This is a genomic window from Bradyrhizobium sp. CCBAU 11357, assembly GCF_028128865.1.
Taxonomy (GTDB): domain Bacteria; phylum Pseudomonadota; class Alphaproteobacteria; order Rhizobiales; family Xanthobacteraceae; genus Bradyrhizobium.
In genome coordinates this window covers 117,929-144,019 of record NZ_LBJW01000097.1, presented here as the reverse complement: position 1 = coordinate 144,019, position 26,091 = coordinate 117,929, and the positions used below count along the sequence as shown (strand labels likewise).

The window sequence follows — 26,091 nt, the reverse complement described above, 5'->3', positions numbered from 1 at the left end:
AGTGGCTCGCCGCCCTGCACGCCGGCCGCCATGGCGCTCCAAGAAGCAGCCGTCGATCAGTCCCAGGATTGCGCCATCCTCGGCATCCAGAGCCAATACGGCATGCAGATACTCGCCTCCCCCGCCTTCCGAGCGCAGCACGGTCGTGTCCTGGATCGCCAGCACATGCCGCCCCAGGCAACGTTCCGAGGTCCGTCTGGCCGCCTCTGCCAGCATCTCCTCGCAGGTGAACGCCTCGTTACGCAAAAGCCGGGTCAGGCGAATCTCTCCCGCCCGATTGCCGCCCAATCGACGCACCCGCAGCCTTCGGCCGCCCGACGCCACCAGCCGGCCCAGCAGAAAGGCCCCCCTTTTTCCAGGCGACGGTCGCCAAACCGTCCCAGTCCAAGCTCCATGCCATCCTCCTCGACAATGAGAACAACACGGAATCAGACATTCTGCCCGTCTTCAACTTCGATGTGTGAATGCCGTAGCCCGCAAGCGGGAGAGGTTGCACCGAGCTCGCCGCCCGATTCGATACAACCAGCGCTCACTCCACTGCCGCGTAGACCAAATCCCGAACCAGGGTCCGCGTGTAGTCGCGCTGGCCCGGCCCCTGGCTCATGAACACCGCAAACAGATCCTCCTTCGGATCGATCCAGAAGAACGTACCGGCAATGCCGCTCCAGAAATACTGGCCGACGCTGCCGGGGAAGGGGGCGATACCGGCCTCGCGGCGCACGGCAAAGCCGAGACCGAAGCCATGGCCCGGCGACAGCAGCGTGCCATTGGTGGGCACGCCAGGCCCGAGGTGATCGGAGGCCATCAGCTCCAGCGTCTTGCGGCCGATGATCCTGTTGCCGTCGAGCGTGCCGCCATTGCGCAGCATCAGGCAGAAGCGGGCATAATCCATCGTGGTCGAGACCAGGCCGCCGCCGCCGGATTCCATCACCGGCTGCTCGAGCATGTTGAACAGCGCGACCTTGTCGCCGGTCCAGGGATCGGCCGCGAACGGCTCAGCAAGGCGGCCGGCGTTGGCTTGGCTTGTCGAGAAGCCGGTTTCGGCCATCTGCAGCGGTGCGAGCACGCGCTCGGTGAGGAACGAGCCGAGCGATATGCCGCTGACGACTTCGATGATGCGGCCCAAAATATCCGTGGAGCGGCTGTAGTTGAATTCCGCGCCGGGCTGGCAGACCAGCGGGAAGCTCGCCACCAGCGCGGCGTGCTCGGCATTGGTGATCTTGCGGCTGCGGACGCGGGACTCCTGGTAGAGCTTGTGCACGGGGCCGTCGCCCTGGTGCTCGTAGGTGAGGCCGGAGGTGTGGCGGAGCAGGTCCTGAACGGTCATGGGCCGCGCCGGCGGCACCAGCTCCAGCTTGCCGTCCTTGACGATGCCGACCTGCTGGCTCGCGAACTCCGGGATGAACTTTGCGACGGCATCGCTGAGCAGGAGCTGGCCGTCCTCGACCAGCGCCATGATGCCGACCGAGACGATCGGCTTGGTCATCGAGAAGATGCGAAAGATCGAATCCCGCGCCATCGGCGCCGCGCCTGCCGGGCTCTGCTTGCCGAGCGCCTCGAACCAGCCGATCTGGCCACGCCGCGCCACCAGCACGGTGACCCCCGGAACGGTTCCCTTGTCGATCTCGCGCTTGAAGGCGTCCGACATGGCCTGCAGGCGCGGCCGCGACAGCCCGAGCGTCTCCGGGCGGGCTTCCGGCAAAGCCGGGGTATGGAGCGCCCTTGGGGCCTGTGGGGCGGCTGTGGCGGTCGCTGTAACGGTCATGGGCACTCCCGATTATTTTTCATTATGGCCGATGGACTGTGGCCTAGAACCCCCGGCACAAACAAGCGGAGCTGGCGCGGTTCACCCTTGCAAACCGGCCGCTCTCTGTGCTTGAAAGCGCCCCTGATCCGCGGCGACGCGGGTTCGTAGGAGTGTAGCTCAATTGGTAGAGCACCGGTCTCCAAAACCGGGGGTCGCAGGTTCGAGCCCTGCCACTCCTGCCAGTCAAATCAATCACTTAGATTAGGACTTGGATTAGGTCTTGGCGGGGAGGCGTCCCGCGTGCGCGCTGGGATCCTGCAGCCCCTGTGCTGGACGTCCCGCGTCGGGGCCCGGCGAGGCCTAGCGCGCCGGGGTCCGTTCCGCGTCGGCGGGAATCCGGCTGAGATCGACGTTCCGGATGGGAACGCGGCGCAGCAGTGAAAAGACGGTCCCGCCGAGCTCGAAATAGGTGCGCAGCCGCAGCGCGCGGGACGAGCCCTTCAGTTCCGCGTTCAGGCTCACCGGAACCTGGACGTAGGTGAGGCCGAGCTGGAGCAGCGAGATCAGGGCACAGATCTGATAGCCGTAGCCGTCGGCCTTGACCGCGATCTGGCGCAGCCATTTCACGGGGTAGACGATCATGCTGTGGTAGTCGGACAGCCAGTAGCCGAACAGGCAGTTCAGGATGAACCGCAGCGAATGCGACTGCAACGAGCGATTGACCGAGCGGTCCGACTGGTTGTCGCGATAGGTAATGACGAGGTCGGCGGCGCCCGCCGCCTTGAACATCCGGGCAATACCTTCGTTCTGGAAGGCGTGATCGCCGGGGATGAGCGTGATGGCATCGAATTTCGCGCGCGACAGCGCATATTCGAAGCCGGCACCGACACCGCGCCGTACGGCATTGTGATGCACGATGATGCGCGGCTCGCCGGCCGCGAATTCGTCCATGATCGCGCCCGTGGCGTCGGTGCTACCGTCGTCGATCAGGAAGATCTCGAAATCGTCGAGCAGCTCGCGGGCAAGCGGCAGCACGCCGCCGATCGTGTCGGCGATCTTGTCCTGCTCGTTCAGAGCAGGAATGACGATCGTAAGCCTTTTTGCCGCCCTGGAAGGTGTCATTTGATACCGCCGTTGCCGGCCACTCTTTACTTGTGAACCCTCAGCGCAACTCTAGGTCATCTGCGCCGGGCGAACAATGCGACTCGCCGATATGATCCACACAACCGGCACGAAACCGACGATGTGTGTGTTCCGCGCAACTAGTCGGAAAAATCATAGAGGCTGGTATCACCGATGCCGAAGGCGCGGCGCAGCCGGCCGACGTGAGCTGCCATTTTCCGCCCGGCCGTGGTCGCCGACAAGCCTGAATCGACCCGTTCGACCAGGCCGCGATCGACCAGGATCCCAATTCGTCCCTGGAACAAATCTGGAACCTGCCTTTCGATGATCTCCGAAAGCGGCGCGGTCCGACCGGGGCGGTCGACGAGGCCGAGCAGGATCTCCAGGGACACCGACTTGTACACTGCGCCAAAGGCGAAAACGTAGGCCATGACGCAAAATGCGAATATCGATGCGGCGTCCCAATACTGAAATTGCGGAATCGCGACGATGCCGAGCGCCACGCCGAGACCATGCGAAACGAGTGCGGCGATCGCAAGCAGGGTGACGGGTCCGAGCGGCCATGCACGAGCGCGGGCCATGATCTGCAAGGCAGGCGCGAGCAGGGCGAAAGCGGCAACGGCGATGAGCCCGACGGCGAAGGACATCGCGCCGCTCACCCAAGGCCCGTCGACAAACGAACAAGCTTGGCGAGATGCGCGATCGCTACCCCCTTGGCCGTCGGGACCAGCCTGCCGTCTGCCGTGATCACCATTCCCGCGCCGACCAGGAGCTTCAGGCGGTTGTGCGCGAACGTGCCGAGATCTCCGCCCTGCATGTACGCCTCGGCCCATTGCTCCAGGGTGAGGGGACGTTCGGCCTGGACGAGGGCCGTGAGCAGCGTCAGCGTAAAGCCCCAGGCCAGCAGGCTGAACAGGATGTAGCAAAACATCATCGCTGTCCCCAACAGCAGAAGACCGCCAAGCACGTCCGCGAGCTGGCGTTGCCCCGGAAGCGCGAGACAGGCGATCGCGTAGAGCACGACGATGGTGACGCAGCCCAGCCGGAAGCGGCGGCCCGATCCGCCGGTGGCGGCGATGCGCGCGTAGCACAGCAACAGCAATGGAAAGGCGATGCTGAGACCAATCGCAGCGGCTTGCGCAGGGCCCGGGAGCATGTTCATCGTGGAAAATCGTCCCGGACGCCTCTCAGGCCCAGCCAGAGCAAAAGTCTATAGGAGGTCGCATTTTTGCGGTCAAGGGAGCCCCGGCGCCCCGGCCTTGCGGTCGCCGCGTGGGCGTGCGAATCCTCGCCGACGATGTCCTCCCTTTCCCCTCCGAGCTTGCCCCCGTTGCTGCGAGCGATTGCCATCCTGATCGTCGTGTTGCTGGTTGCGCATGCGCCGATGCTCCTCAATGACGGCATCTTCATGGACGACTGGCTGGTGCTCAAGCCGCGTCCGGACTATTTCATCGACATCGATTTCCTGCTGAATGGCGCCGGCCATCCGATTTTCTACAGCTACGACAGGTTCGCGAACTGGACCGGCGCCCCGGTCGTCGTGATGGTATCGCTGGCGCTCGCCGGAATCGTCTTCGGCGCGGTGTGTCTGGTGCTGACGGCGACACGGCTCGGTCTGCTCGATCGCGCCGAAGCGGTCGGCTTCGCGCTGATCGTCTGGACCTATCCCGGCTATCAACTCTGGGCGGGCAAGGCGAATGCGGTCTACGTGTTCAGCTTCGGGCTATTGTTCATCGGTGCATGGCTGTTGACGCTCGCCTTCAGCGCCGTCGGCCTGCGGCGCGTGCTGCTTCGTGTGCTCGCTTCGCTGGTGTTCCTGCTGAGCTTCGCGCTCAACTCGACGATCGTGCTGTATGCCGTCGTGATGTTCGGCCTGTTCGTTGCGATATGGCGGAGCGGAGACGCGGCGCATGGCTTCGTTCGCCGTACATGGCTCGCAGCCTGGTGCTGTGTCCTGCGCTATCCGGAATTGGTGGTGCTTCCGCTGGTCTATTGGGGCACGCTCAATATCTGGTTCAAGCGGATCGGCGTCTACGCACAGCATTATGGCGCCCATTTTCCGACCCTCGGCGAGTTGGCGCGGGGGTGGTCGGCGTTCTTCGCCGCCAGCTACAGGGATGTCCTCACCCACGCGATCCGCGCCGCGGTTCAGGTCCCTGCGCTCTTCATCGCGGCTGCAGTCCTCGTTGGAATCGTATTGTTGCTGCTGCGTCGGGACGCGAAGACGACCGCGTCCAGAAGCGCGATCACCGTGCCGCTCGCACTCGCCGTGGTCTTGTTCCTCGCATTGTCGTCGCCGTATCTGATCGCCGGCCTGCGGCCGTCTTCCGTGCATTTCTATGAGAGCCGTCACCTGCTGATGTTCGGCGTGCCGCTCGCGCTGACACTGCTGGCGTTCAAGCGACAGGCCGAACGATGGACGGGCCCCGGCGCCGCCTTTGCTGCGATATTCGGGGCAAGCCTGATCGTGTCGATCGGCATGCTATGGAGCGACTACGTCTTCATGCAGGCGAGAGCCCTGAAGCAGCAGGCCTTGGCGCGCGACCTTGCCAGCCGGGTGCAGCCGGCGGCGACGGTTTATGCGCTCGATGATGGCTTCTTCGACTACCCGTCGCGGCACGTGCCTTTCGGTGTCGCCGAAGTCACGGGCATGCTCCGCCTTGCCTGGGGCAATCAGCCGGTCTTCGGATTTGCCCTGCGTGCCGAGCGGCCCGACATCCTCCGAGAGATGGACGAGGCGCGGAAGGCTCCGGGAAGTGCGTTCCGTCATTTCGATCCGACGGGGCCGCAGGCAACCATCTCGCTGCAGCCGGGGCCGGGAGCCGCGGCGAACCACATTCTGGCGCGGAAGTACTACGTGTGTCGGTTGCTGGCGCGCTGCGATGTTGCGGAATTGCTCTCCCAACTTGCAGAGGTCACGATCAAGCTTGGCCCGATCGGCGGCATCCTGCCGCTCGACGGCGCGAGCAAGAGTGTCACGCCTGGCCGCTGACTTGCCGCTTCCAGATCGCCTCGGCCAGCGCGATGTCGGTCACCGAATCTGCGCCGGACGCAAGCGGCGTCCCTCGTTCGACGATGTCGGCGACGAAAGCATCAGCCTGACGCCGAAACGCCCAGCTGCCTTCACCCCTCAAGCGCGTGATTTGTCTGCCCTGGTCGAGGATGACCTCCGCCTCCCGCTCGGCAAAGGGCGGGGGCAGTTCGATGGTCACCGCGCCGTGCTCGAAATCGATCGACAGCCCCTCGCGCCACGCACCTTCAGGCCCGTTCGCAAGCTGCAGCACACAGGCAACGCCCTCGAAGTCGAGCGTCACCGTCGCAGTGCCAGAAGTCTCGACGGTGCTTTCGGCGACAGTCGGCGACGATCCGAGCAGGTAGCGCGCGAGGTTGATGATATGGCTGAACACGTTCAGAAAGTTGTCGTAGCCAGGCCGCAACGCGCCCGGCATCCAGTCGGGACCATCCTGCCAGAGCTCGAGCCCGTCCGGCCGGGTCTCGCTGGTCATGACGAAGTTGTCCTGCGATCGGCCGGTGTCGCCGCCGAAGCACCAGCCTCTTGCTCCGACGATGCGTCCGAGCGAGCCGTCCGTGCGCAAGCGCGCCAGCTCGGCCAGCGCGCGTGCCACGCCGGCATCGTGACGCTTCATGTAGCCGATGCTGTAGACGAGGTGCTGTCGCCGCGCCGCTTCGACCAGCGACGCGGCCTGAACCGTCGTGTAGGCCATCGGCTTCTCCGACAGCACATGCCGGCCACTTTTCAACGCGTCCAGCACGATCGGGCCGGTGGCTCGCCGCTTCGTCACGACCACGACGGCGGACACCGCAGCGTCCGCGAGCAACTCGCGGTGCGTGCCGTAGACTCGCGAGATACCGAATTTCTGCGCGGCGGCGGCCGCCAGATCGGGCCGGAGATCGGCGATGGCGACGACGCGGCAGGCGGGATTGGCGACGAAATTGGCGAGGTGGCACATCTGGCCGACCATCCCCGTTCCGATGATGCCAATGCCTGGCCTCACTGGGCTATGATCCCCCGAAGCGCTTCCGGATGACGAGGAAGTGCGCCGGCTGTCCCCAGGTGTTGATGAACGCCGGATCAGTCTGGGTGAGGGCAGCGACCGCCGACGCATCCCGCCGCCCGATCGCGCTGAAGATGCGATGGAAGCTGTCCAGCGTGGCAACGATCGTTTCGATGTCGGAAGCATCGTCGGCGAGAATGTCCGTCGTCCCGATCGCCTCGCGTAAGGATGCAAGGTTCGCGACCACGCGCGGCAGGCTCTCGCCGAAGGGGTCGTCGATCATCGCGTCGACGTCGAGAACCAGCGTTTCGATCGATGCCGAAATCGCCGCCACCGCATCGGCCTTGCCGACCAGGTAGAGCTTGCGTCCGCCGAGGAAGCTGAGACGGCTGCGGTCGAGATGGCGCGCCGCACGTCGCAGCTTCTCGTCTGCGGAGAGAACCTTCTTGTGCCAGTAGACGTCCAGGCTGTCGCGATAGGCTGGCCACGCCGAATGGATGTCGAATCCCTGTGCATGCGCCGCCGTGCACAAGGCCGTTGCGTCGAGGAAGTACCGATGCCGGACGAACGGATTTTCGAGCACGTCCATCAGCCAGGATTCGAAGCTGCGGGTGTGCGGAATGCTGTTCCACTTCGCCTCGAACAGCGACTTCGCCGTTTCCAGTGCAGGACGGCCTGACAATGCCTTGCCGGCCGCATGGATTGCCTTGAGCGCGAGCTCGAAGAAGCCGCCATAGCGTTCATAATACGACACGATGGCGAAACCGTCCGGATTGAGCAGCCGGTGGAAGACGCCGAGCCAATTTTCAGTCGGCTGCACGGTGTAAATGAAACCTTCGGCATCGATGATGTCGTAGCGGCGCTCGCTGCGAAATCCTTCGACGTCGGCCAATGCGAGCTCGCGCAGACGCTCGGTCAGGCCAAAATGCGCGAAATAGGCCTCGATTTTCGGATGCGCATGCCGGTTCGGTTCGGCGAGCGTCATGTTCGCGCCCCAGCCGGCGAACACCAGCGCGTTCTCACCGGAATCAGGACCGAATTCGAGCACCTCCGCATCGAGGAACAGTCGCGGTGGCAGCACCAGCTTGTCTGAAAACAGCTCGCGCCGCTGGCTGGCATATGCGTCGAGTTCGGCGGCCGATTTGAAATTCCCGAACGTCGGTAGGACGTCCTGACGTTCGTAGTAATTGAAGAGCTTCTCGTCAGCCATGCCGCGGCGTCCCCTAACCCAAGGCCGCCTCGAGCCGGTCGAGCTCGCTCCAGATGTCGGAGGGCGCGAAGATCGAAACGATGTGCAGCGGCCGCTTCGCGTTCTCGCGCAGCCGGCTGCTGACCTTGGCTTCGTTCTCCTGGTTCACGGCGAGGAGGCAGACGAGCGGACCCGACTTGCCGGCGAGCTCGTCCGGCGAGCGGATCGGTATGCCGGCGCCGGGCAGGAACAGCCCCTGGCGCTCCTTCTGGTCGTCGACCGAGAGATCGACGAGATCCGCCAGTTCATGCGCGTTGGTGAAGGTGCAGGCGCGGCAGCCCGCGCCGTAGATGGCGATCTCGGCGCCGCTCGCGCGGGCCTTGGCGAGGATCGGCCGCAGGCGCGCGCCGTACTCCCTTGCGCGCCGACCGAATTTCTCGCCGACGCCAGCGGGCGCAGGCGGCGGCGTCACGTCACGGGTCGCACGACGGGCGGCGATCGCGAGGCTGCCGCCGCTGAAATTGTACTTCTTCACGGAGACCGCCTCGAAGCCGTGGCGGGCCAGCAGCGCCAGCAGGGTCGGCTCGGTGAAGTAGCTGACGTGCTCCTCCCACAGGACGGAGAGGTCGCCCGCCGTCGAACCGGGATCAAAGTCGGGCACGTCGATGAACAGCAGCCCTTCGTCGCTGAGCGCGATCTTCACGCAAGCGAAGAAGTTCTCGAAATCGACGATGTGCTCGAGCACCTGGCGCGAGACGACGAGGTCGAACTTGCCGGACTGAGCGACCGCGTCGTGGGCCATCTCCGGACTGAGCATGTCGGCATAGACCTTGATGCCGCGCTCGCGGGCGATCTTGCCTGAGACCGGATTCGGTTCGACACCGACCATGACTTTGGTGCCGCGCTCGCGAAGCTTGTCCATGAACAGGCCGTCGTTGCAGCCGATCTCGAACACGGATTGATGCTTCGAGAACTTCGCGATGGTGTCGAGCTCGTCGACCTGGTGCGGCTCCGGCTTCCAGCTGCTGAAATTGTAGTTGAACTGGCGATACAGGATGTCTGGATCGATCGGCTTGACGATCTGCGGCAGGCCGCATTCGCCGCACGCCAGCACCTCGAACGGATAGCGTTCCTCCTGCTCGTTTCGGCTGTGCCGAAGCCGATGCGCAATCGGCATCAAACCGAGGTCGATGACCGGTCGCAGGTCGGTCGAATGGCAGAGGCGGCAATGGTCGGTCACGGCTTTAACTCTTTGCAGGAGCAGGTCTGAAATCGGCGTCTTGGGCGACTACGGCCGCGGCTGGCAGCCAATATAGGGCTATATAGGGCCACAGCGTGCACCTCAATTGATAAGTTGGGTTGCACACCGTCTGCGGGCATCTCGAAGGTAGGGCTCCGGAGAGCCGAGCGATCTCACGCTGAGGGGAGCGACTGCGGTTCCGCAGCTCGATGATCGCTGTGAATCCGATCTGGACTCTCAGCCCCTCCCAAGTTCGGCAATATGTAACCACCTGTGCTCAACCCGATCGTCCCCTGATGTAAGAAGCATTCACTTTGCAAGCTATCGATCAGCCGGGCAGTGGCACGAAGGGGAAATCGGGCAGATGCCGGAAAACGCAAGGGCGATGTTGACCGGCATGAACCGCTCACGGTCGGCGCGCGGCTCGAGGATGAGCGCGATCACTGCCGCCTCTCATAGAGCGTCAAATTCCCTTGGTCTCCACCGCCACGAAATCGCGTTTGATCCACGCCATAGCCTCGCGAACGCGGGGATTGTCGGGCCGGCGCTCGACGATGTTGTCGTAAAACAGCCGGTTCGCGGTACTCATCGTGCGATCCATGAACTGCGAGTCGAACGCCACGAGGAGCGGCATGAAATAGGCCTGGGGTGCGCGATGGGCTTGCGCCAGATAGGCCCAATCCGTCGTTCGCGCTGGTCATTCTCGGGATCGCGGCCGTCACGGTCGAACTCAACCGGCGGGCCAGTCCCTCCTTCTCACCCGCCAAATCTTCCTCGGGCTTCCCGTACCGCTGGTTGACCCTCGCTGCCCGATGTTCGAAATCTCGGGATGGGATTCACTTGCAGGTGGAGAGCTGCTCGAGCACGGCGATATTCCCGCGTTCGCCGCTACGGGCCGAACCATGCTTCATCACCTCGAACGGGTTGGTGCCATAGCCCTCCCGGTAGATGTCTTTCGATCTCGTCCTCAACGCCGAAATGGCGGCCTCGATCTCCGGACTCAATGCTTGATCGCCATTCTTCCAGGTCAATATCCAATAATCAGCAGTATCGCGATAGATGGTGAACCGTCGTGCCAGCTCGCCTTGTTCAAACAGGTCGGAGAATCCATTGAGCCAGAAATCGCAATTCTGCTTCTGGACATAGAAGAACCTTACGCCAAGGGATCGAAGCGTGGCTTCTGCCGTATCGGCGGTCCCCAGTGCGATTTTCCTGAAGTCGCGGGCAACGTCGCTCTGATAGGTGTGAATGATCTTGCCCCGCGTGAGTAGCGGCGAGAAATAGCAGGGCGTCATGGCGCGGTAGCCGTTGAGAGCGAGGACGCGATCCGAGCCGGTCGATTGCTGCAGCTCGTCACAGCGCTGCCAGTTCAGCTTGACGTTGGGCATTCGATCAAGTGCCGTACCCTGTACAAAGGTGATGGCGTCGTCATGCTGGAAGCTCTTCCAGGGATGTGCATTGGTCGCCCAGGCGCAGGCGACGAGGAGCGACACGAAAGCGATGCGGGGGGCGGAGCGCTCGGCGAACCAGGCAGGCTTGACGCGCCGCACGAGGACCAGTCCCCAACAGACGATCCCGACGGTCGCAAGCGGGAATAGTGCGTTGATATGGACGGATAGCCTCATCAAACTCGGAATATTCAGCGTCAAATCCAGAAGCCGGACGCTGGCTAAGTAGGCGATGACAATGAAGAGCCCCGCGGGATTGGACGATGTCCCCGGTTTTGAGACGTCGGAGCGATCGGGAAACAGCCTCGAACCCGCGAACGTGACCGCACACATTGCGATCGTGACGAGAATTGCGACCAGCAGAACGGATCTCACCTGTTTCAGGAAGGCGAGCAATCCTGTCTTGCTGAGGAAATCGCTGACATCCAGCGACTGCGCCAGCACGAAATAATCGAGAATATCGAGGCTGCCGAACTGCGAGAACCGCTCGACCGATGCGACCCGCCGGAACAGCGAGTACGGGTTGGTTGCCGGGATTCCGAGATAAAAATAATTGACGGAGAATGCCAGCACACATCCGGCAATCGCCCCCAAGCCGAGCAGCACGCTGGTCATGAGACCAGATCGGTCGCGCTGAAGCGCCTTGGTGAGCACTCCCAATGTCGAAATCAGGAAAACGAACGCTGCGTAGAGCGGATAGGACGCGGCGACGGCAAGGCCGCACATGCCAGCGGCAAGCCGATCTCGGCTCTGGGACGATCGAATGACGACCAACAGGAAGTAGACGAAGAAGGCGGCTGTCTGAAGGTGGTATTTGCCGAACTCCATGACGTAGAGGCCGGGCCTGACGTTCGGCATCGTCTGCGGCCATGCCAGCCCGAGGACTGCCAAGGCGAGTGCGATCGGCATCGCCGCGTCTTCCCAGTGGCGTCCGAGCGCCTGCAACGGCAGAACGAGACGTGCGAGCTCGAAGATGACCGCGCCGATCGCGACGAAGTACAAAAACGAGATGATCTGGGCAACACGGGGCGGCAGAAACGTCGCCAGCATCAGATGCAGCCCGTTCCCGTGGCCGATCTCGAAGTCTGAGAAAATGGGATTGTCGGCCGCGAGCCAGATGCCGTGATTTCTCGCAACCTCGGCAAGATACGGGGCGTAGAGCTGCTGAACGTCGCTGGACGTGACGTCGGGTATGAGCGCGCGATCGATGAATACCGTTACGAGGAGCCAAAGCCCCAGCAACGATGTTGCGACCAGCGGCAAGGTCACCGCGAGTTTCCGCGGCTTCCTGCAGCTGCGGCTATCCCACAGCAGCACGAGGGTCGCAAATCCGAGAACGATTTGGGGGTACAGGACGGAGAGAGCGCCGAAGCCAAATCCCGTCAAGATGAGCGCGGCCGCGCCGACGAAGAACTCGTCGACGCGCTGCGTGGGCTCGTGCTTGATGAGCGAGAACGTCAGGCGACCGGTCGCCATGACGAGCCAGCCGAGATACGGCGTCAGCACAATCCAGGCGAGGACGTAAAATCGCGTCGTCCAGCCGCCATCGAAGAGCAGGGTGCGGTAAGTGCCCGTTCGGTTGACGAACCAGATGGACAGTGCAGCAGGCACGAGAATGAGGATACGCAACGACCACGTCTCGACGATGGTGCGCAGGCGCAGCTCGGCGGCTACCACCGCTTGATCTTGTCTGGGGTCGCCCATGCTAGAGCGGCGCTGCATCGGCTCGTTCGGTGATGGTCCGCGCCTGGTCGGGGCTGAAGCTGGCGCGCTCCGGCGCGATCAGCCATACCAGCCCGCCGAACAACCCGACGATCAGGGCGCCAAGTCCCAGTAAGACCGATATCGCGAGTGCCTTGTCGGATGCGATTCCGGCAAGACCGAGCGCAGCGACCATAGCGCCTTCGCGCACGCCCCATCCCCCGATCGAGATGGGAATCGCAGAGGACAGGATGACGAGTGGGACCAGGACGAAGGCGTCGAGTGCGGAGAGCGGCGCCTGCAGTCCGATCGCGAGGACATAGCAGGTCGCGACGGTGATGAGATGGACGGCGATGGCAGACCCGATCAGCATCGCTCGCCCCTCGGTCGCCAGCAACGGAGCTCTGATCAGCATTGCGAACTGCACGACCCTGGCCGGCACGGCCGCGATCACGCGCGGCGGCCACCGGTCCAGCGTGACCAGGGCGATTGCGCCGAGGCATGCGGCCGCCAGAATGATCGCGATCGCGAACAGGAGCGAATTGTCGGGGACGCGCGCCAGCAGGAACGGCAATCCCGCCAGGAGGATGAAACCAAGACCCAACAGGCCGAGAAAGCGGTCAGCCACGATGCTGCCGATCGTTTGCGACCATTGCACGCCCTGCCGCCGCAGCATCCAGATCCGAACCGCGTCACCGCCCGCGGGTAATACTTGATTGAAAAAGGTGCTGACGATGAGAATGCGCCAGCCGGGCAGCCAATCGAGCGGTACGTTCATGGCACGGAGGATCAGCATCCAGCGGTGGCAGAGGACGAAAGTTTGGGCGAACAGCAGCAGCACCGCAAGCGCAAGCACGTTGAGATCGACGGCGAGAAGATCGGCTTTCAGGGTCGACGGATCCTGACCGCGCAACAGCAACACCAGGATCCCGATCGACACCGCGAACTTGACCAGGGTAACCAGTGCTTTTGCAGGCAACTTCATCGTCTGGTGCCGTCCTCGATCATTCACGGTGCGATCGTCGAAAGCGGTCGAAATCTATGGTCTCGCCAGATGCTCCGCAGCGAGCGCGCCAGTCCGTGTGACGTAGTCCTGGACCTCGACGGCGTCGCCGCCGTCCGGGGCCCAGTCGGGAAATGCCGTGCGCGAAGGATCGAACGGGCCGGCGGTGGTTTCGTGAAACACCAGCCATTCCGAGGTGATCAGGATCGAGTGGAAGACCTTTTCGGGCATGCGGTAGTAGCAGCGTTTGCCCTGACCGTAGGGCGCCATCTCGAGCACTTCGCGAATGCGGCCGTCATCCTCGAAGATCACGACCTGCGCGGTGCCCTCGATGACGTGGAACGATTCAGGCTTGCCAAGGTGCTTGTGCGGCCGCACATACGCCTCGCGATGGTGTACGATCAGCATTTCGTGCAGGCCCGAGGCGGGATCGGGATGCGTGCACAGCCGGCTGCGCAGGCGCGGGTTGCCGGCGGCGATGCGCTTCAGCTCCGCGATCGTGGCATCGTCCGCGGTGACGATGGCGTCGTCGGAATAATACACTTCCGGATTCTGTGCGCGCAACGAGGTCGGCCGGCGCCGACCCGTTTCATTCGAAGAAGATGAACCCATGGTCGCCCCGGTACCCGCATTTGTCGTAGATCCAGGCCCATGTTTGCGGGCCGTGGAAGCTCAGGCAGGTGAGCTGCCAGTAAAGCAGATTGGCCTTCTCCCGCTCGTTGCGGAAGGATTCGACCATCAGATATTTCGAGGTGCCGCGTCCGACGCGCTCGATCTCAGGTACGGCGCGGAACACGTCCTCGAGCGGAAGGTTGTGCAGCACGCCGAGCGAGACGACGAGATCGAAGCTGTGGTCGGGGTAGGGGAGCGCGACGGCGCTGCCGACGTTCAAATGCGGCCGCATCTCCTCCTTGGCGTTGGCGATGCCGTACTCGGAGATGTCGATGCCGGCGATCCTGAGGTCGGGGACGAGCTGGGCGAACTCGTAGAGCAGGTAGCCCTTGCCGCAGCCGACGTCGAGCACGCTCATGCCCGGCTTGATGCCGTAGCGATCGATCAGCGTCTGGGCCAGCGGGCGCCACCGTCCGTCGTAGCGATAGCCGCCGTAGCCGTAGCGCCGGTCGCCGTCCCAATAGTCGGCTCCCCATTGCCGGGCGACGGTGGCGGATTCCGCCTTGTCGTGCTCGACCACGCGCTGGACGTAGTCCCGCCTCGTCGATGCGTGCATCGGCTGGAGCAGGTTGATCTCGGTCATGGGGGCCAACCAGTCCGCGGCATCGTCACAGGATGGTTGCGAATTTGTTGACGAGCAGGATGTCCTCGACGGCCTGGATGTCTTTCTGTGACGCCAGCGTGATCTCCTCGACCGCCGCGTGAAGGTCGCAGCCCTCGCGCAGCACGCGGTCGTAGATCTGCCGCCGCCGAGCCTCGTCGGGCGGCAGCATGAAGATGCTGTAGAGAATTAGCCCACGCAGCTGCGGCAGCTCGTCCAGGATGTCTTCCAGCACCATGTAGCTGCCGGGCATGGTGTGCTCGGCGGCGCTGAGGAGATATTGCAGGTTCTTCCGCCGCGCATAGTCGCGGATCACGATGTTCTGGACGTGCTGGGGGGTGCGGCTGCCGTTCAACGGCCTGGCGCCGATGTAGCCGCGGTGGCCGGCTCGCTCAGCCATGGAAGCCTCCTGGCAGCTTGTACTGCATGCCGACCCGGGTTGCCGGGCGCAGCAGGATCGGCTCGAAGAACTCGCCGAAGCGCTTGTCCGCATAGGGCGACATGATGCTCTTGAAGCGGCAGTTCATGCTCCAGCGCGTGCCGGCTTCCTCGTTGACGCGATTGCCGTGCATCAGGGTCTGGTTGAACAGCATCACGTGACCGTAGGGGATCTCGATGAAGGTCGCGTGCGGCTTGATGGTCTTGTACAGCTCTTCGGCGCTGCGCAAGGCCGCCATGCGGTCCTGCATCTCGCCGTTCAGGGACGGCGGCAGCAGATACATCGATTTGGTGCGGTGGACGTCGACCAGCGGCACCCACACCACGACCTCGAACGGCGAGTCGCCGGACCAGACGTCGGAATGGGTCGCGAGCAGCGAGGAGCTGTCGCCGGGAAGCTGGATGCTGAGATTGACGCGGCGCTGCATGCAGAGCTCGTTGCCGACGATGGTCTCGATCGTCGAGCGCGCCAGGCGGAAATAGGTCGGGCGGAACCAGGGCTCGGCGTTGAGGCCGTTGAAGACGTGCAGCCGCAATCCGTTGAGATCATCCACGCTCACCCGCGTGTGGATCGTGTCCAGCATCGCGTAGGGATCGTTGCTGTGCGGCAGCTTCAGGTAGTCGGCCGCGAGCTCGGCGGCGCGGCGTTGGATCCGGTCGAGCCCGGCGCGATCGTCGACCGGGGTGGTGACGAAGCCATCGTCGATGAAGCGTTGCGCCAGCGCCTGCTCGTCGGCGTGCAGGAAGTCCGTGTCCGTCATGCAAAATACTCCCGGGCGGTCGCGCAAATATAGCTGATGTCGGCGGCCGACAGGAACTGGTTGATGGGAAGCGTGAGGATCTGGTCCGCCTGCCGTTCCGTCACCGGGAACGCGCCGCGGCCATGGCCCAGATGCGCCGCTGCCGGCTGCAGGTGGATCGGGACCGGATAGTGAATCGCAGTCTCGATGCCCTTGTCGGCAAGATATTTCTGGAAGTCGTTGCGCCGCTCGGACTGCACCACGAAGGTGTGGAAGGTGTTGAACTCGATGTTCCGGCAGGGCGGAATGAACAGGGGCAGCCCCGCGAGCTCGGCGCGGTATTGCGCGGCGTTGCGCCGCCGGCGTTCGATCACCGAGGGCAGATGACGCAGGCGAATGCGCAGCACCTCGGCCTGCAGCGTGTCGAGCCGCGACACGATCCCCCATTCCTGGACGTCGCTGCGGTTGATCAGGCCGTGATTGCGCAGCCGGCGGATTCTTGCGGCAAGTTCCGCATCGGCGGTGACGAGGAAGCCGGCATCGCCCGCGGCATTGAGATTCTTCAGGGGGTGGGCGGAGAAGCAGCCGAACGTGCCGATGGTGCCGCTCATGCGCCCGTCATAGGTCGAGCCGACCGCTTGGGCGCTGTCCTCGATCACTGCGAGCGCGTGCTTGGCCGCGATTGCCATCAGCGGAGCCATGTCGGCCATGCGTCCGGTCAGATGCACCGGCATGATCGCCTTGGTGCGCGGCGTGACGGCGGCCTCGACCGCGGCCGGATCGATGTTCTGGTCGGGCAGCACGTCGGCAAACACCGGCGTGGCGCCGACCGCGATGATCGCGGCGGTCGATGCCACGAACGAGTTCGGCGGCGTGATGACTTCGTCGCCGGGGCCGATGTCGAGCGCCCGCATGGCGAGGATCAGCGCGTCGGTGCCGGAATTCAGCGTCACGACATGCGGTGAGCCGAGATAGGCGGACAATTCCTCCTCGAGCTTTCCAACCGCGGCGCCGCCGATGAAGTCGCCGCGGGAAAACACGCCCTCGACCGCCTGCATGATCTCGGCGCGCTCTTCCTCGAACTGCGCGGGAAGATTGACGTAGCCGATGCGCCGGCGGCCGGTGTCAGCGTCCATGGCAAAACTTCCTGACGGTCTCGATGACGCGGTCCTGCTGGGCGCGTGTCAGGTGCTGGTCGACCGGGAAGCTGATGACTTCCTTGGCGTGGCGGTCGGTGACCGGGAACGTGCCCGGCGCGTAGCCGAGATGCTTCAGGCCTTCCTGCTGATACAGCGGGATCGGATAGTGGATCTTGGCCTCGATGCCGTTGTCCAGACAGTACTTGTAGAGCTCGTCGCGGCGTTCGGCGAACGCCATGTAGAGATGGTAGACGTGCTTCACGTTGGGACGGCGCGGCGGGATGCGCAGGCCGGGCAGGCCGGCGAGACCCGCATCGTAATAGGCCGCATTCTCGATTCTGCGGCGCGTGATCTCGCTGGTCTGGCCGATCAGCCAGTTGCCGACCACGGCCTGCAAGGAATCGAGCCGCGAGTTGCAGCCGAGGATCGCGATCTCGTCGCGGTTCTTCATGCCGTGGTTGCGGATCAGGCGCAGCTTCTCGTTCATGCCGTCGTCATTGGTGACGACGACGCCGGCATCGCCCCAGACGTTGAGGTTCTTGAGCGGATGCAGCGAGAAGCCGGCCGCGATGCCGTGCGTGCCGGAGCGTTTCCCCGCAAACTCCGACAGGATGCCCTGGCAGGCGTCCTCGACCACCGGCAGGTTGTGACGCTGCGCGATCGGCGTCAGCTTGCCCATGTCGGTGACCTCGCCGGTCAACTGGACCGGCATGATCGCCTTGGTCTTGCCAGTGATCGCAGCCTCGACCTGGTCGACATTCATGCAGAAGGAATCGTCGCAATCGACCAGCACGGGTGTCGCGCCGGTTTCCGCGATCGCGCCGACGGTGGCGATGAAGGTGTTCGCGGCGGTGATGACCTCGTCGCCATGACCGATGCCGAGCGCCTTGAGCGGCAGCTTGAGCGCGTCGGTGCCCGATCCGACGCCGATGGCGTGACGGACGCCGATCAATTCGGCGAAGCGTTTCTCGAATTCGGCGACGGGCTTGCCAAGGGTGAAGTCACCGGTCGCAACCAGCCGGCCGATCTCGGCGAGGATCGGTGCGGGATCGGCGAATTGCTCGAGCAGATAGGAATATCGAACGTCGTACATGTGACCCGTCAGGTGGAATGAAGTTGAGGAGCGGAAGTGTGCGACGCCGCGAGCGCATGCTCGATCGAGGTCGCGATGGCGCTGGCCGAGAGCCCGTGCTTCTTCAGCAGCGAGTCCTGCGAACCGTAATTGTGCATGAAGCGGTCCGGCAGCGACAGCCGCAGCATCGCAGGCAAGCCGGAGCCGAGCTTGTCGATCAGCGCCTCCGCGACCGCGCTGCCGAGGCCGCCGGAGGGCACGTGCTCCTCCAGCGTGACCAAGAGCCTAGTGCCGCGGAGCGCCTGCAGCAGCGCTGCGGTGTCGAGCGGTTTCACAGTATGCATGTGCAGGATGCCCGCGCGAATGCCTTGCGCGGCCAGCAGGTCGGCTGCAGCGAGGGCGCGCTGGAGCATGATGCCGGTGGTCACCATGAGGACGTCGCCCTGCGGGCGCATCAGGATGGCCTTGCCGATCTCAAAACCGTGCTCGGCCTTGGAGACGATGGCATCGCCGCCCTTGCCGAGCCGGATGTAGATCGGACCCTTCCAATCCAGCGTCTGCTCCATCATGCGCGCGGCTTCATCGGCATCGCACGGGCAGATCACCGTCATGTTCGGCAGCGCCCGCATGATGGCGACGTCCTCGATCGCCTGGTGGGTGGGACCGAGCGGTGCGTAGACGAGGCCGCCGCCATTGGCGATCAGCCGCACCGGCAGATTGTGCAGGCAGAGATCGACGGCGACCTGCTCGTAGCAGCGGCGGGTGAGGAAGGTCGCGATGGTGTTGACGTAGGGCACGAAGCCTTCCATCGCCAGACCTGCCGACATGCCGATGATGTGCGCTTCCGAGATGCCCTCGATCAGATGGCGCTTCGGAAACTCCTTGCTCATCGCCCGCAGCGTGCCGGCGCCGGGATCGGAGCCGATGTAGAGCACCCGCTCGTCGCGCGCGGCGAGCTTGTGGACCATGTTCATCGCGGTGTTGCGCATGGGGAGCCGATCAAAAATCGCCGACGGCGACGCGAATGGCGTCGAGCTCGCTGTCGGTCAGCTTGTTCTTGTGATGCCAATCGGCATTGGATTCCGCAGCCGGAAGACCCTTGCCCTTGACGGTATGGCAGATGATGGCGGTGGGCTTGCCGGCAACGGCCGGGACCTGCTTCAGCACCGTGCGCAACGCGCCGACGTCGTGGCCGTTGACCTCCTGCACCGCGAAGCCGAAGCTGCGCCATTTGTCCGCGAGCGGCTCCAGCGGCAGCACGTAGTCGGTGGGGCCGTAGCTCTGCAGCTTGTTATAGTCGATCAGCGCGACCAGATTGTCCAGGCCGTGCTTGGCCGCGCCCATCGCAGCTTCCCACACCGATCCCTCGTTGATCTCGCCGTCGCCGAGCAGCACGAAGGTCCGGTAGCTGCGCTCGCGCATGCGGGCGGCAAGCGCAAGGCCGACGCCGATCGACAGACCGTGTCCGAGTGCGCCGGTCGAGGCCTCGACGCCGGGCACCATGCCGTATTCGGGATGCCCGCCCAAAATGCTGTCGGAGCCGCAAAAGCTCTCCAGCTCCGTCAGTGGGAAGAAGCCGCGGTCGGCCAATAGCGCGTAGAGCGCCAGACAACCATGTCCCTTGCTGAGGATGGCGCGGTCGCGATCGGGATCGCCCGGGTTCTGCGGGTCGATCCGCAGCACATCGTCGTAGAGCACGCGAACCATCTCGATCAGCGACAGGGCAGGCCCGACATGGCCGCGCCCCGCGGAACGGACCGAACCGAGGACCAGGCGGCGCAAATACAGGCTGCGCTCGTCCAGCGTGCAGGTGAGAGCAGCTTCAGCGTGGGGTGAGATCTGGATCACGTTGGCAAATCGTTTGATGGAGCCGGCGGGCTTTGTCGAGCTGGCCGGCAAGGCGGACCGTCAGATCGCCACCTTGCGCAGCCAGGGCGCGCCGGGAGCGGCTTTCCGGCAAATAGGCATTCAGGACAATCAGGCACCAAATCGCCCCGAACACAGGATACAGTACGTCAAGACGGATCGCAAACGCGTCATCCCCAGCCGCGAAGGCCTGGGAGAGCCGCTCGATCAATCGGTTCGCGTCGGCGTCGGGCAGACCGCTGCCGGGGTGAATCGCGGTGTCGGACACGAGCTTGACCGGGTCGTCCCAGCCGAAATACTCGAAGTCGATGAAGCGCAATTTGCCGTCGTCGGCGCGTAGTGCGTTGTGCAGTCCGAAATCCGACGGGCTCAATGCGCGATGGGCAGGCGCTAGGTCCGCGGCGGGATCCAGGCCCAGTTCCGCATAGCGCCTACGGAGTTGCCGGATTGCGACGGCAGTGGTGGGAACGAGGCTGCCGTCCATGAACGCACGCAGGTCCGGATGATCATCCGAGGCCTGCCTCAGTCCGTCGAGGCGTTGCTCGTACTGGGCGATGGCCGCCTCGGGCGAAAAGATGCTGGCCGATGCGTTACGCAGAGTCTGCGCGCCTTCAGCGTCGCGCAGTCTTTGCAGCGCGATCAGGAAATCGGCCAGCTGGTCGGCGTCGTCGTGCCGGGGATGCAGGACCGCGGCGTCACCGTCGAACCATTGATACAGCGCGCAGAACGCCGCCGGATCCTTCGCGACCGGCCGCGGTGTCGACGTGATGCCGTGGCGCGAGAGAAACGTGAGCGCGTCATATTCCTGTCCCAGGCGATCACGTCCGTCGGACGGGTAGTGCTTGAGGGCTAGGGGCGGCCCTTCCGCCATTTCCAGCCGGAACACCCGGTTGTTGCCGCCGGACCGCGCCGGTTGCGCTGCTGCGACCCGTACCCCGGCGAGGCGGCTGCCGATCGAGACCGCATCCTGTACGCTGATGTCCGGCTCGCTCATGCCGTGAACACTCCGCGGTGGATATCGGCCCAGCTCGCGAGCGGCTCACAATGCGCGGGATGCGGCGGCCGCGCCTGCGTGAACAGGATCGATCGCGTCGCCTTCGGAAAATGCGGCTGCGCGAAAACGTCGACGAGATCGTCAATGAAGATGTCAAGCTGCAGGCTTGCGAGCCGCTCGACCTTGGCCGCCAGCGTGTCCTCGAAATAGACATTGCCGGCCGCGATCGCCGCGTCGGCGAGGTCGATGAGGCCTGCGCTCTTCAGCCAGCCGCGCGCAGCCTCGCGCAAGTCGACCCGATCGGGATCCTGATGGCCGAACTGCGTCTTGTGGCTGACGATATAGACGCTCGCGCCGGCCTTGCGGCACGCGACAAGGAAGTCGCGGACTCCAGGGTAGATCTCGGCGCCGCCGATGCCCTTGCCATAGACGAAGCCTTGCAGCCCCTGCCAGGCAAGCTCGCCGCCGGCGCGGGAGCGCAGATAGTCCCGCACGTCGGTCTTCAGCCCGTCCCAGCCCTCCGGCACCAGCCCGCGCTGGCGCGCGGCCGCGGCAAAGACCTTGTCGTAGCAGATGATCGTGTTGTCGAAATCGATGCCGATCCGCACGCCGCTCACTTCAGGCTGATGTTCTGCATCATCTTGATGTTGAAATACCTGGGATCGTTGAGCGAGTTCGGCAGGCGGCCCGCCTTGAAGGCATCGACGAGGCCGGACACGGCCTGCTCGATCGTGTGCGTCGGCGCAAACCCGAGCTCGCGGCGGATCTTCTCCGACGACACGTGGTAGGAACGGAGATCGTCGGTCGGCTCGACGGCCACGTCGACATTGCTTCCGACCACCGATTTGACGATGTCGGCGATCTTCATCAGCGAGTGGTTTTCGTAGCCGATGTTGTAGGTCTTGCCGTCGATCTTCGCATCGTCCTGCTGCAGCAGGAACAGATAGGCCGCCGACATGTCCTGGATGTGCAAATTGGGCCGCTTCTGCGTTCCGCCGAACACGCGGATGCGGCCGGTGTTGACGGCGAGATTGGTCAGGATGTTGACGACGACGTCGAGCCGCTGTCGCGGAGCGTAGCCGCAGACGGTGGCCGGACGAACCGTGCAGGTAACGAAGCCCGACGCGGCCTCGTCGGCAAGATCGGTCTCGCACATCGCCTTGAACTTGGAGTAGTCGGTGAGCGGCTCGCAGGACAGCTCCTCGGTCACCTCGGCCTCGTCCTTGATGCCGTAGACGCTCGAGGAGGAGGCATAGATGAAGCGCTTGATGCCTGCCTTCTTCGCGGCGCGCACCATCGGACGGAAGCAGTCGTAGTTGATGGACTTGCCGAGCCCCGGGTCCAGCTCGAACGAGGGATCGTTGGAGATGCAGGCGAGGTGAATCACCGCGTTGTTGCCGTGCAGGGCCTCGTTGATTGCGGTCTCATCGCGGATGTCGCCCTTGATCAGGCGCAGGTTCGGATTGTCGCGCACGGCGTTGAAGACGTCCTCGCCATACATGAACAAGTCGAGCACCGTGACCTTGTGGCCCGCTGCAAGCAACTCGGGGACCAGCACGCTGCCGACATAGCCGGCGCCACCGGTGACCATCACATTCCATTTTTGACCAATCACTGTCGCTCTCCGGAATTTTTCTTTTTGCGCTATTTCAACAACGCGGTGACGAACTTGACCAGCGGCGCCTTTTCGACCGAGTTGCGGTGACCGACGATGCCGACCTTGATCGCGCCCGCCGCATTGCCGATGAAGGCGACGTCCTCGATATTGCCGCCGGCCGCCACCAGCGGCGCCGTGATCGTCAGGAAGGCATCGCCCGCGCCGACGGTATCGACGACCGTCTTGGTGAAGGCGGGAACGCGCGCAACGCCGGTCTTCGACGAGAAGGGGTAGCAGCCGAAGGAGCCGTGCGTGATGATCATGTTGTCGCAATTGATCTTGCGATGCAGGCCGCCCTCGATCACCGATGCGATGTCGTTGAACTTGTCGGTGGCGGCCAGGCGCGCTTCCGGTGCGTCGATGCAGATGTAGTCGGCCCGCGGATACTTCGTGATCAGGTTGTAGCCGTGATTGCCGCTGTTGCTCTGGGCGTTGACCGCCAGGAATTTGGAATGCGCGATCAAGGTGTCGATCGTGCTGGATGCGATCATGCCGTGACCGAAATCGGTGACGATGACGACGTCGGCCGCGCGGACGCGCTCGGCGGTGACGCGGTCGATCTCCGTGCGCGCAGCCTCGTCGAGCGGCGTGTCGTCCATCGTGTAGACTTCGAACAGCTTGTGCAGATAGCCCATCTCGACGTACCGCAGCTTGCGGGTGGTCGGACGGCCCTGAACGCGGATCGGCGTGAGCGTGACGTTCGGGCGGACATGCGCCCGAATGAACTCTTCGGGGTAGTCGTTGCCGCCCAGCGTCGTGACGATCTCGACCGACTTGCAGAAGCTCGCGACGTGATTGGCCGCGGCAATGACGCCGCCGGCAAATTGCTCGCCGTTCTTGAGCAGGGTCGCGACGATGTTCTCCTTGGAGGCCTTCCCGAGCGCCGTGACGTACTGGTATTCGTCGATGATGGTGTCGCCGACCAGCACGACGTGCATGTCCTGGATCTTATCGATCAGCTTGAGCAGGCGTTCGGCGCCGCCGCCATCGCGGACCTTCTGGAGGTAGTCGCGCAAGGGGGGATCGTAGATGTCGAAATAGCGGTTCAGCAGCGACGACGAGCTGAACGTCACGTCGCGCGTGAAGACGATTCGCCCGCCATGACGCTCGACGGTCTCGCGCTCCACCGCGATCTTGCCGGTGACGTCGTCTTCGGGATTCTCGTAGTCCGAGCCCTTTACGTAGATATCGGGGCGTACGGTATCGAGGACCGGCTCGGCACTGGAGGTCTGATTGACGCCGACCCAGTCGACCGTACCGAGGGCGGCCAGCATCTCGGCGCGCATGTTCTCCGGAAAGATCGGCCGTCCCGGGCCCTTGTTGACATGACGGTCGGCGGTGATGGTCACCACGACCACGTCGGCCTCGTTGCGGGCTGCCAGGATGTGCCGGACGTGGCCGAGATGCACCAGATCGAACACGCCGTGGCAGAGCGCGACGGTCAGGCCCTTTGCCTGTGCGGTGCGCGCAATCTCGCCGAGCTCCTCGATCGTCTTGATCTTCTCGTGCGGTGCCGGATGGCCGGCCGGCCTGTCTGTCGCAGCATTACCCATGTGAATGACCCAAGGCGCCGGTCGGTCTCGGTTGGCCGACCCGGAAATGATTGGCTGGCGGCAAAATATGCGGGTGAACGAATCTGCTCAACGGCCTGCCTTCTGCGGGGTGACCTCGTCGTCACCGAGATATTTGAACCAGTCCTTGGTGGCGTCGGCGATCTTGTCCACCGTCCAGAGCGGAGCGTCCTTGTACTGGTCCATCGATTTCAACATCGTCGCGACGCCGTCCTCGAACTTCACCTTCGGCGCCCATTTCAGGACGCGCTTGATCTTGCTGATGTCGGCGTAGGTGCAGTCGGGCTCGCCGGGACGCTTGGGAATGTGGACCTTGTCGCCGCCGAGGAGCTCGACCAGGCTGTTCACGCTGTAGGTGTTGTCCGAGCCGACATTGAAGATCTCGTGCGAGACATCGGATCGCGCGGCGGTCACGAAGGCATCGGCGACGTCGCTGACGAAGGTGAAGTCGCGCGTCTGCTCGCCGTCTCCGACCACCGTGAAGGGCTTGCCCGCGAGCTTCTGTGCCATGAACACGCCGAACACGGCACCGTAGGTGCCGGTGGTGCGATGTCGCGGTCCGAACACGTTGAACAGGCGCAGCGCCACGGCGGGCAGCTTGTAGACCTGGCACCAGTGCATGACGCATTGCTCGCCGAGATTCTTGGTGAGCGCATAGGGATACATCGGCCGGATCTCGGCGCTCTCCGGCGTGGGATAAAGATCCGGAATGCCGTAGCAGGAGGAGGAAGCCGCATAGATGAAGCGGCGGGCGCCGGCGTGCCGCGCCGCCTCGAGAACGTTGACCGTGCCATCGACATTGGCGCGGTGATAGGGAATCGGCGACTCGATCGAGGGAACGATGTCCGCCAGCGCGGCGAGATGGAAGACCCAATCCACCCCGTGGAAATACGGCTTGATCGCGTCGAGATCGGTGACGTCTGCCCGCACGACCTTCAACTGGCTCGAACCGGCGCGCGCGGCGAGGTTTTCGGCGCGTCCGATCACGAAATTATCGAGCGCGGTGACCTCGTGGCCGTCATCGAGCAGGCGATCGACGAGGTGACTTCCAATGAAACCGGCGCCGCCAGTAACGATGCATTTCATGGGGAACATCCGTGACGCGAATGCCCAGCGAAATAGGCCCGCCAATGTTGAGTGAAACCCGAAAGCCGACTATCAGCCGCTCGCAAACTTTGCAAGTATTATACCTTTGCAATCCTTGGTAATAGCCGGTATCACCCCGTGATGTTGCAATCGAGCCGCCAGCCCATGCCTGCCGAATCCGTCGATCCCGAGCATAAAGCCTTCCTCGACGATTACGTGGGGCGCCTGCATCGCGCGACGGCGGTCGACGACGGTATTTTTGCAAGGATCTCCGCGACACGCGCGTCCTGGTTGCGCACGCGCGAGCAGGGCGGCCGCGTCATCTTCGTCGGCAACGGCGGATCGGCCGGGATCGCCTCGCATCTGGCGATCGATCTGGCGAAGAATGCGTCGGTGCCTGCACTGTGCTTCAGCGATGCGAGCATGATGTCGTGCCTTGCCAACGATTACGGGTTCGAGGACTGGATCGCCCACGCCGTGCGGCTGAATGCGCGCGCCGGCGATTGCCTCGTCGCGATCAGCTCGTCGGGACGTTCGAAGAACATCCTCAACGCGGTTGCGCAGGCGCGCAAGATGAAGCTCGACGTGATCACGTTGTCGGGCATGAACACGGACAATCCGCTGCGCCATCTCGGCGACGTCAATTTCTGGGTCGACAGCCGCAGCTACAACATTGTCGAGACCACGCACCAGTTCTGGATGATGGCCGCAATCGACCTCGTCATCGGTCGTGCGGAATATCCGGCGTCCTGAGGCGGGCATCTTGATGCGGACGCGATTCAAGCATGC

General features: G+C 63.8%; 26 protein-coding genes, 1 tRNA gene and 1 pseudogene. 3 read left to right on the top strand and 25 right to left on the bottom strand.

Annotated elements, in window-relative coordinates; translation table 11 throughout:
- Together XI05_RS16130 and XI05_RS16125 are read right to left on the bottom strand one after the other, a co-directional pair.
- A pseudogene (locus XI05_RS16130) lies at positions 1–297 on the bottom strand (IS4 family transposase); the annotation flags it as partial.
- 232 nt (positions 298–529) lie between these two features.
- Positions 530–1,765, bottom strand: a complete 1,236-nt coding sequence (locus XI05_RS16125) for a serine hydrolase domain-containing protein (RefSeq protein WP_271503253.1) — start codon at positions 1,763–1,765, stop codon at positions 530–532.
- A gap of 148 nt (positions 1,766–1,913) precedes the next feature.
- Here XI05_RS16125 and XI05_RS16120 point away from each other — a divergent pair.
- Positions 1,914–1,989: transfer RNA gene (locus XI05_RS16120), tRNA-Trp, on the top strand.
- Positions 1,990–2,107: 118 nt separating this feature from the next.
- Here the strand turns inward: XI05_RS16120 and XI05_RS16115 are convergent.
- The 3 genes from XI05_RS16115 to XI05_RS16105 all read right to left on the bottom strand — a co-directional run bounded on the left by XI05_RS16115 (position 2,108) and on the right by XI05_RS16105 (position 4,031).
- Positions 2,108–2,869 carry a glycosyltransferase family 2 protein gene (locus XI05_RS16115; protein WP_271503249.1) on the bottom strand — a complete coding sequence of 254 codons (762 nt, stop codon included), beginning with the start codon at positions 2,867–2,869 and terminating at the stop codon, positions 2,108–2,110.
- A 140-nt stretch (positions 2,870–3,009) separates the two neighbouring features.
- Positions 3,010–3,516, bottom strand: coding sequence for a hypothetical protein (locus XI05_RS16110; RefSeq protein WP_271503247.1), 507 nt, complete (start codon positions 3,514–3,516; stop codon positions 3,010–3,012).
- Positions 3,517–3,524: 8 nt separating this feature from the next.
- Positions 3,525–4,031 (bottom strand): hypothetical protein, encoded by a 507-nt coding sequence (locus tag XI05_RS16105; protein ID WP_271503244.1) that lies wholly within the window; start codon positions 4,029–4,031, stop codon positions 3,525–3,527.
- A 168-nt stretch (positions 4,032–4,199) separates the two neighbouring features.
- On the opposite strand from XI05_RS16105, the gene XI05_RS16100 reads away from it, so the two are divergent.
- Positions 4,200–5,861 carry a hypothetical protein gene (locus tag XI05_RS16100; RefSeq protein ID WP_271503241.1) on the top strand — a complete coding sequence of 554 codons (1,662 nt, stop codon included), beginning with the start codon at positions 4,200–4,202 and terminating at the stop codon, positions 5,859–5,861.
- Here XI05_RS16100 and XI05_RS16095 read toward each other — a convergent pair.
- From XI05_RS16095 to XI05_RS16000, 20 genes are all read right to left on the bottom strand, one after another.
- A complete protein-coding gene (locus tag XI05_RS16095; protein WP_271503239.1) occupies positions 5,845–6,885 on the bottom strand; it encodes a Gfo/Idh/MocA family protein in 1,041 nt (346 codons plus the stop codon). The genes XI05_RS16100 and XI05_RS16095 overlap by 17 nt on opposite strands.
- Before the next feature lie 4 nt (positions 6,886–6,889).
- A complete protein-coding gene (locus XI05_RS16090) occupies positions 6,890–8,095 on the bottom strand; it encodes a class I SAM-dependent methyltransferase (RefSeq protein WP_271503238.1) in 1,206 nt (401 codons plus the stop codon).
- Positions 8,096–8,108: 13 nt separating this feature from the next.
- On the bottom strand, positions 8,109–9,314 hold the full coding sequence (locus XI05_RS16085) for a class I SAM-dependent methyltransferase (protein ID WP_271503235.1): 1,206 nt from the start codon (positions 9,312–9,314) through the stop codon (positions 8,109–8,111).
- 321 nt (positions 9,315–9,635) lie between these two features.
- Positions 9,636–9,758, bottom strand: a complete 123-nt coding sequence (locus tag XI05_RS16080) for a hypothetical protein (protein ID WP_271503231.1) — start codon at positions 9,756–9,758, stop codon at positions 9,636–9,638.
- A gap of 19 nt (positions 9,759–9,777) precedes the next feature.
- Positions 9,778–9,948 carry a hypothetical protein gene (locus XI05_RS16075; protein ID WP_271503229.1) on the bottom strand — a complete coding sequence of 57 codons (171 nt, stop codon included), beginning with the start codon at positions 9,946–9,948 and terminating at the stop codon, positions 9,778–9,780.
- Positions 9,949–10,150: 202 nt separating this feature from the next.
- The gene (locus tag XI05_RS16070) at positions 10,151–12,484 is read right to left on the bottom strand and encodes a hypothetical protein (protein ID WP_271503226.1); all 2,334 of its coding nucleotides are present in this window, start codon (positions 12,482–12,484) and stop codon (positions 10,151–10,153) included.
- Positions 12,468–13,448, bottom strand: coding sequence for a lysylphosphatidylglycerol synthase transmembrane domain-containing protein (locus XI05_RS16065; RefSeq protein WP_271503223.1), 981 nt, complete (start codon positions 13,446–13,448; stop codon positions 12,468–12,470). Before XI05_RS16065 ends, XI05_RS16070 begins: the two co-directional genes overlap by 17 nt.
- 54 nt (positions 13,449–13,502) lie before the next feature.
- Complete coding sequence (locus tag XI05_RS16060; RefSeq protein ID WP_333939916.1) at positions 13,503–14,078, bottom strand: WbuC family cupin fold metalloprotein; 576 nt, start codon at positions 14,076–14,078, stop codon at positions 13,503–13,505.
- Entirely contained in the window at positions 14,056–14,721 is a 666-nt protein-coding gene (locus tag XI05_RS16055; protein ID WP_271503217.1) for a class I SAM-dependent methyltransferase, read from the bottom strand. Before XI05_RS16055 ends, XI05_RS16060 begins: the two co-directional genes overlap by 23 nt.
- Before the next feature lie 25 nt (positions 14,722–14,746).
- A complete protein-coding gene (locus tag XI05_RS16050) occupies positions 14,747–15,139 on the bottom strand; it encodes an LIC12192 family sporadic carbohydrate cluster protein (protein ID WP_172783184.1) in 393 nt (130 codons plus the stop codon).
- The gene (locus XI05_RS16045; RefSeq protein WP_271503214.1) at positions 15,132–15,938 is read right to left on the bottom strand and encodes a sporadic carbohydrate cluster 2OG-Fe(II) oxygenase; all 807 of its coding nucleotides are present in this window, start codon (positions 15,936–15,938) and stop codon (positions 15,132–15,134) included. Before XI05_RS16045 ends, XI05_RS16050 begins: the two co-directional genes overlap by 8 nt.
- On the bottom strand, positions 15,935–17,053 hold the full coding sequence (locus tag XI05_RS16040; RefSeq protein WP_271503211.1) for a DegT/DnrJ/EryC1/StrS family aminotransferase: 1,119 nt from the start codon (positions 17,051–17,053) through the stop codon (positions 15,935–15,937). The genes XI05_RS16045 and XI05_RS16040 overlap by 4 nt, the downstream gene beginning before the upstream one ends.
- Positions 17,043–18,149, bottom strand: a complete 1,107-nt coding sequence (locus XI05_RS16035) for a DegT/DnrJ/EryC1/StrS family aminotransferase (RefSeq protein ID WP_271503208.1) — start codon at positions 18,147–18,149, stop codon at positions 17,043–17,045. Before XI05_RS16035 ends, XI05_RS16040 begins: the two co-directional genes overlap by 11 nt.
- Before the next feature lie 8 nt (positions 18,150–18,157).
- Positions 18,158–19,117: a transketolase family protein gene (locus XI05_RS16030; RefSeq protein WP_271503205.1), complete on the bottom strand. Its 960-nt coding sequence runs from the start codon at positions 19,115–19,117 to the stop codon at positions 18,158–18,160.
- 10 nt (positions 19,118–19,127) lie between these two features.
- Positions 19,128–19,976: a transketolase gene (locus XI05_RS16025; protein WP_271503202.1), complete on the bottom strand. Its 849-nt coding sequence runs from the start codon at positions 19,974–19,976 to the stop codon at positions 19,128–19,130.
- The gene (locus XI05_RS16020; protein ID WP_271503199.1) at positions 19,951–20,988 is read right to left on the bottom strand and encodes an aminoglycoside phosphotransferase family protein; all 1,038 of its coding nucleotides are present in this window, start codon (positions 20,986–20,988) and stop codon (positions 19,951–19,953) included. The genes XI05_RS16025 and XI05_RS16020 overlap by 26 nt, the downstream gene beginning before the upstream one ends.
- The gene (locus XI05_RS16015) at positions 20,985–21,596 is read right to left on the bottom strand and encodes a hypothetical protein (protein WP_271503196.1); all 612 of its coding nucleotides are present in this window, start codon (positions 21,594–21,596) and stop codon (positions 20,985–20,987) included. Before XI05_RS16015 ends, XI05_RS16020 begins: the two co-directional genes overlap by 4 nt.
- Positions 21,597–21,601: 5 nt before the next feature.
- Positions 21,602–22,603, bottom strand: coding sequence for an NAD-dependent epimerase/dehydratase family protein (locus tag XI05_RS16010; protein WP_271503193.1), 1,002 nt, complete (start codon positions 22,601–22,603; stop codon positions 21,602–21,604).
- Between the two features lie 29 nt (positions 22,604–22,632).
- The gene (locus XI05_RS16005) at positions 22,633–24,198 is read right to left on the bottom strand and encodes a PfkB family carbohydrate kinase (protein ID WP_271503190.1); all 1,566 of its coding nucleotides are present in this window, start codon (positions 24,196–24,198) and stop codon (positions 22,633–22,635) included.
- Between the two features lie 87 nt (positions 24,199–24,285).
- Positions 24,286–25,302 (bottom strand): SDR family oxidoreductase, encoded by a 1,017-nt coding sequence (locus tag XI05_RS16000; RefSeq protein ID WP_271503187.1) that lies wholly within the window; start codon positions 25,300–25,302, stop codon positions 24,286–24,288.
- A 165-nt stretch (positions 25,303–25,467) separates the two neighbouring features.
- Here XI05_RS16000 and XI05_RS15995 point away from each other — a divergent pair, with 165 nt between their 5' ends.
- The gene (locus XI05_RS15995; RefSeq protein WP_271503184.1) at positions 25,468–26,055 is read left to right on the top strand and encodes an SIS domain-containing protein; all 588 of its coding nucleotides are present in this window, start codon (positions 25,468–25,470) and stop codon (positions 26,053–26,055) included.
- Positions 26,056–26,091: the final 36 nt, after the last annotated feature.

Bases quoted from the DNA above. Each gene is read 5' to 3' on its own strand.
- XI05_RS16040 (WP_271503211.1), bottom strand. From the start codon at position 17,053: ATGGACGCTGACACCGGCCGCCGGCGCATCGGCTACGTCAATCTTCCC.
- XI05_RS16055 (WP_271503217.1), bottom strand. From the start codon at position 14,721: ATGACCGAGATCAACCTGCTCCAGCCGATGCACGCATCGACGAGGCGG.
- XI05_RS16060 (WP_333939916.1), bottom strand. From the start codon at position 14,078: ATGGGTTCATCTTCTTCGAATGAAACGGGTCGGCGCCGGCCGACCTCG.
- XI05_RS16105 (WP_271503244.1), bottom strand. From the start codon at position 4,031: ATGAACATGCTCCCGGGCCCTGCGCAAGCCGCTGCGATTGGTCTCAGC.
- XI05_RS16050 (WP_172783184.1), bottom strand. From the start codon at position 15,139: ATGGCTGAGCGAGCCGGCCACCGCGGCTACATCGGCGCCAGGCCGTTG.
- XI05_RS15995 (WP_271503184.1), top strand. From the start codon at position 25,468: ATGCCTGCCGAATCCGTCGATCCCGAGCATAAAGCCTTCCTCGACGAT.
- XI05_RS16115 (WP_271503249.1), bottom strand. From the start codon at position 2,869: ATGACACCTTCCAGGGCGGCAAAAAGGCTTACGATCGTCATTCCTGCT.
- XI05_RS16005 (WP_271503190.1), bottom strand. From the start codon at position 24,198: ATGGGTAATGCTGCGACAGACAGGCCGGCCGGCCATCCGGCACCGCAC.
- XI05_RS16070 (WP_271503226.1), bottom strand. From the start codon at position 12,484: ATGCAGCGCCGCTCTAGCATGGGCGACCCCAGACAAGATCAAGCGGTG.
- XI05_RS16000 (WP_271503187.1), bottom strand. From the start codon at position 25,302: ATGAAATGCATCGTTACTGGCGGCGCCGGTTTCATTGGAAGTCACCTC.
- XI05_RS16030 (WP_271503205.1), bottom strand. From the start codon at position 19,117: ATGCGCAACACCGCGATGAACATGGTCCACAAGCTCGCCGCGCGCGAC.
- XI05_RS16125 (WP_271503253.1), bottom strand. From the start codon at position 1,765: ATGACCGTTACAGCGACCGCCACAGCCGCCCCACAGGCCCCAAGGGCG.
- XI05_RS16075 (WP_271503229.1), bottom strand. From the start codon at position 9,948: ATGCCGCTCCTCGTGGCGTTCGACTCGCAGTTCATGGATCGCACGATG.
- XI05_RS16065 (WP_271503223.1), bottom strand. From the start codon at position 13,448: ATGAAGTTGCCTGCAAAAGCACTGGTTACCCTGGTCAAGTTCGCGGTG.
- XI05_RS16035 (WP_271503208.1), bottom strand. From the start codon at position 18,149: ATGTACGACGTTCGATATTCCTATCTGCTCGAGCAATTCGCCGATCCC.
- XI05_RS16045 (WP_271503214.1), bottom strand. From the start codon at position 15,938: ATGACGGACACGGACTTCCTGCACGCCGACGAGCAGGCGCTGGCGCAA.
- XI05_RS16090 (WP_271503238.1), bottom strand. From the start codon at position 8,095: ATGGCTGACGAGAAGCTCTTCAATTACTACGAACGTCAGGACGTCCTA.
- XI05_RS16110 (WP_271503247.1), bottom strand. From the start codon at position 3,516: ATGTCCTTCGCCGTCGGGCTCATCGCCGTTGCCGCTTTCGCCCTGCTC.
- XI05_RS16020 (WP_271503199.1), bottom strand. From the start codon at position 20,988: ATGAGCGAGCCGGACATCAGCGTACAGGATGCGGTCTCGATCGGCAGC.